This is a genomic window from Bradyrhizobium sp. PRIMUS42 (assembly GCF_023006515.1).
GTDB lineage: Bacteria > Pseudomonadota > Alphaproteobacteria > Rhizobiales > Xanthobacteraceae > Bradyrhizobium.
Window position 1 is genome coordinate 1 of sequence record NZ_JALBGZ010000560.1, and the last position, 4,183, is coordinate 4,183.

2 protein-coding genes and 1 pseudogene are annotated in these 4,183 nt (G+C 63.1%); 1 reads left to right on the forward strand and 2 read right to left on the reverse strand.

Features of this window, described 5'->3' with window-relative positions:
- Positions 1 to 594: 594 nt before the first annotated feature.
- The gene (locus tag MOV75_RS29210; RefSeq protein WP_246931116.1) at positions 595 to 1,797 is read right to left on the reverse strand and encodes a hypothetical protein; all 1,203 of its coding nucleotides are present in this window, start codon (positions 1,795 to 1,797) and stop codon (positions 595 to 597) included.
- 189 nt (positions 1,798 to 1,986) lie between these two features.
- On the reverse strand, positions 1,987 to 3,189 hold the full coding sequence (locus MOV75_RS29215; RefSeq protein WP_246931117.1) for a calcium-binding protein: 1,203 nt from the start codon (positions 3,187 to 3,189) through the stop codon (positions 1,987 to 1,989).
- A gap of 498 nt (positions 3,190 to 3,687) precedes the next feature.
- On the opposite strand from MOV75_RS29215, the pseudogene MOV75_RS29220 reads away from it, so the two are divergent.
- Positions 3,688 to 4,183: pseudogene (locus tag MOV75_RS29220) on the forward strand (hypothetical protein); the annotation flags it as partial.

The following is a 4,183-nucleotide window of genomic DNA, read 5'->3' on the forward strand; positions in this document are numbered from 1 at the left end:
CGGCCGGCAAGTCGCCGCGCCCGCGGCCCGATGCGGATCCCGGCCTGGAGCCGCAGCCGCAGGCGTAATCGCTAGCCGGTAGATCAGATTGAAAAACGCGGCGGAAACGCCGCGTTTTTTATTGGCGGGGTTTGCTGGTGCGAGATGGCGTCCTGTGCGCGCCCTGATAGCAAATATCTCTTCACGGGCCCCAAGAGGTTGTCCTAGAAAATGGACAGCCGGGACGTATGAGGGCAGGTCGCAATTCAACACGCGCGGCGCGCCGCCGAATACCAGATGGCACTATGCCAGCGTGGAAACCGAGATCCTTGGCTTGGTGCTGCGGTCCGCCACGGCTACTTATCAGGTCTGGCTTCTTCCCGGCGAGCAGCGGAGATTTGCCCTGCTCGGGATTCGCGGGCAGATCATCCTGGTCGATCCGGCCTCGAAGCTCGTCATGGTGCACACGGCCGTCCGCCCAACACCGTCCGAGCCGGGAGCCCTTAGAGAGCCGCTGGCGTTGTGGTTCGCGGTGCTTCGACAGCTAGGGAAAATGATAATCCGCGTCTCGCCCCGCTGTCGGCGGGGCGAGACGTTGCTCGAGGAGCAACTCGCTCAGATCAGGAAGTCGGTCGCGTGCAGGTTCGCCGCGTTGACGCCATCGAGCGTGATGGAATCGTTCGCCGACAGTTGAATCACGGCGTCGCCGGCGGCATTGTCGCTGATCAGGCTCGACAGCGCCGCCCAGTCCGCAAACCCGTAGTCGTGCAGGTTGATCAGGTCGTGCTCGGTCACGGTGCTGCCGACCGCCTTGTTGCCCTGATCGAAGTCGGTGATCAGGTCATTGCCGGAGCCGGTGTTGAAGACGAAGGTGTCGCTGTTTCCTCCGCCGGAAAGCTGGTCATTGCCGGCGCCGCCGTTGAGTTTATCCCTGCCGCCGGTGATCGAGCCCGGTGTTGCGGGGTCATAGGCCGCCGCATCGCCATACAGATAGTCGGTGGCCGCTCCGCCGGTGAGGACATCGTTGCCGCCATGGGCATTGCCGGACATGGTCGGAGCGTCGCCGAACAGCTTGTCGCGCGCATCGTCCGTGTACGCGGTGCTGATCGTGACGGTGAGGACGTCGTCGCCGCCCTGGGCGTTGTCGGTCAGGGACGTGGAGGAGTCTCCCGACAGCGAAGCGCCGGCCCAGACGTTCTCACCGCTCATGGTCAGCGTGAGGTTGTCGTTGCCGCCATGCGCATCGCCGCCGATGGAACCAATGGCGTCGCCGCTGATCCTCGCTGAGCCCTCCCGCGTGTTCAGGCTGATATCGAGCGAGTCATTGCCGCCCTGCGCCGTGCCGCTCATGGAACCACCGGCATCACCGGCGTACACATTGTCGTAGCCTCGCCAGCCCACCGCGCCGATGATGGTGTCATTGCCGCCATGCGAATTGGCCGTCATGTCGCCGGCAACATCGCCGAAAGCCTGCACGTTGGTGTACAACGAGTCGTCCAAGACATTGATCGTGTCGTTGCCGCCCCTGGCGTCGTCGGTCATCGCCTGGGCATCGCCGACCACGAGAGCTTGGTTCCAGCCGTAGTTGAAGTTGACCGTGAGCGTGTCGTTGCCGCCGTGGGATTGGCCATGCAACGTCGTGTTGTCCTCGCCGAAGATCGTGACCTCTGCCTCGGGCTGGCTGATGGTCGCCGTCACGGTGTCGTTGCCGCCCCAGGCGTCCGAGGTGGTCGGGAAGTTCGGATCTCCGTTGATGGTTTCGATCTGGCCAAACTGGTCGAGCAGGACGTCGATGGTGTCGTTCGGCAGATATTGCATGGCGTAACTCCCATTTCATTGTCGGAAGCGGGCCGGACATCGGCGAAAGTCTTGCGCCGCTGTGACCACGCTTCACGGAGACGAATCTAGTTTGCGTCGATGGCAGGGATTTGCTGGAATTCGGGACAGAGTTGGATCGCGGTAAGTTCCGCCGCGGCGCGGCGACACCGTCGCTCCTGCTCTGCTTCCTCAGATGATGAAGTCGGTCGAATGCAGGTTCGCCGCGTGGATCCCGTCCAGTGTGATCGAATCGTTGGCGGAGAGATGGATCACGGCATCGCCGGCGGTGTTGTCGCTGATCAGTTTCGACAGCGCCGTCCAGTCTGCAAAGCCGTAGTCCTGCACGTCGATCAAATCGTGTTCCACCTCGGTGCTGCCGACGGCCTTGTTGCCTTGATCGAAGTCGACGATCGTGTCGTTGCCGGAGCCGGTGTTGAAGGCGAAGAAGTCGCTGTTTCCGCCGCCCCACATCCGGTCGTCACCGGCTCCGCCGTTCAGCGTGTCGGCGCCGCCGGTGATCGAACCTGGTGTCGCCGGTTCATAGTTTCGCGCATCGCCATACATGAAATCGCGGCCCGCGCCGCCATTGAGGATGTCGTTGCCGCCATGGGAATTACCCACCATGGTCGGCGCGTCGCCGTACATCTGCGAGCCGGCATCCGTATACTGGCCGGCGAGCTTGACGGTGAGCACATCGTCGCCGCCTTGGGCAAGATCCATCAGGGATGTCGCCGAATCCCCGAACAAGGCTCCGCCCGAGATGGCGCTGTCGCCGTTCAAGGTGACGGTCAGGTTGTCGTTGCCGCCATGCGCGAGACCTCTCAGGGAACCGATGGCATCGCCGCTGACAGTCGCCCCGCCGTCCGTCGTGAGCACGCTGACATCGAGCGTGTCGTTGCCGCCGTGCGAGGTGTCCATCATAGAACCGCCGGCATCGCCGGCGAACAGGTTGGCGCCGCCCCGCCACGCGACCGAGCCTGTGATGTCGTCATGGCCGCCCTGCGCATTGCCGGACATGTCGCCTGCGACATCGCCGAAGGCCGAGATCGTCGTGTAGACGGTGCGGCCGGCATCCGCGACGATGGTGTCGTTGCCGCCCTTGGCGTCATCGATCATCGACTGGGTATCGCCGATCACGACGGCGGTGCCCCAGCCACCGTCGATGTCGGCGATCAGCGTGTCATTTCCACCCTGGGAGTGACCAAGCAACATCGTATGGTCGTCGCCGAAGATCGTGAGTTTCGCATTGAGCGCGGCGACGGTGGCCGTCACGGTATCGTTGCCGCCCACGACGTCGGTGGATGCCGGAAAGCCGGGATCTCCATATACGGTCGCGATTTGGCCAAACTGGTCAAGCGTGACGTCGAAGGTGTCGTTCGGCAGATGCTGCATGGCGTAACTCCCATTTCATTGTCGGAAGCGCGCCTGACGTCTGCAGTTTTTTTGCAAGTCGCGTTGTTGACCACGCTTCACCGGGAGAAATCTACCTTTGGTAGATGGCAGAGATTTGTAGGAAATCGGGAGAGAGTTTGATTGCCTGCATGGAGCTGCAGCGGCCCTTGTCCGGTTCCAGCTCGTGGCGCAGCGCGGCGCGACAACTTGATCATGATGACACGCGCTGCAGCGACGCCCCCACTTCGATAGCGTCGCGGCACTTCAAGTGTGGCGCGCGTTCTCTCATTTGCGCACGCGCCAGACGGTCCGGGTCAGGCTTCGACACGGCCTCGATTCGCTCCGGAAAGTCCGGAACTCCGCCTCGGCGATGGGGCAAATGCGAGAAACATTAAAGAAGAACTTAACGCTTGCGTCCTACTTTTGCCCGCCATGACTGACCAGGCCGTCCACAGCGCGGTTCAACCGTTTCCGGCACGTGCAGCGCTCCCTTGGGCCGTGGGCCTCAGCGTGTATGGCCTGCTGCTGATCGTTGGGCCGCGGCTGCTCGGTGATCCCGACAGCTATTCTCATATCGAGGTCGGACGCTGGATCATAGCGCATGGCACTCTGCCGGAGAGCGATCCCTTTTCGTTTTCGAAGCTTGGCGCGGCCTGGATCACGTTCGAATGGCTCTCGGAAGTCGTCTACGCCGGAGCCTACGCACTTTCCGGCTGGCCCGGCGTCGTCGTTGTCGCAGCCGCCGCGATAGCGCTCGCCTTTGGCTTGTTCACCTTCTTCCTGTTGCGCGAGCTTTCGCCAAGCCTGACGCTGCTCATGGTGATCGCGGCCGTCGTCCTGTTGGCGCCACATATGCTGGCGCGGCCACACGCCCTCGTGCTGCCGGTGATGGTGACCTGGGCGGCTGCCCTGGTCCGCTGCATGGATCGCGGCGGGCCGCCGCCATACTGGGCGCTGCCGCTGCTGGTCCTGTGGGCCAATCTGCATGGCAGCG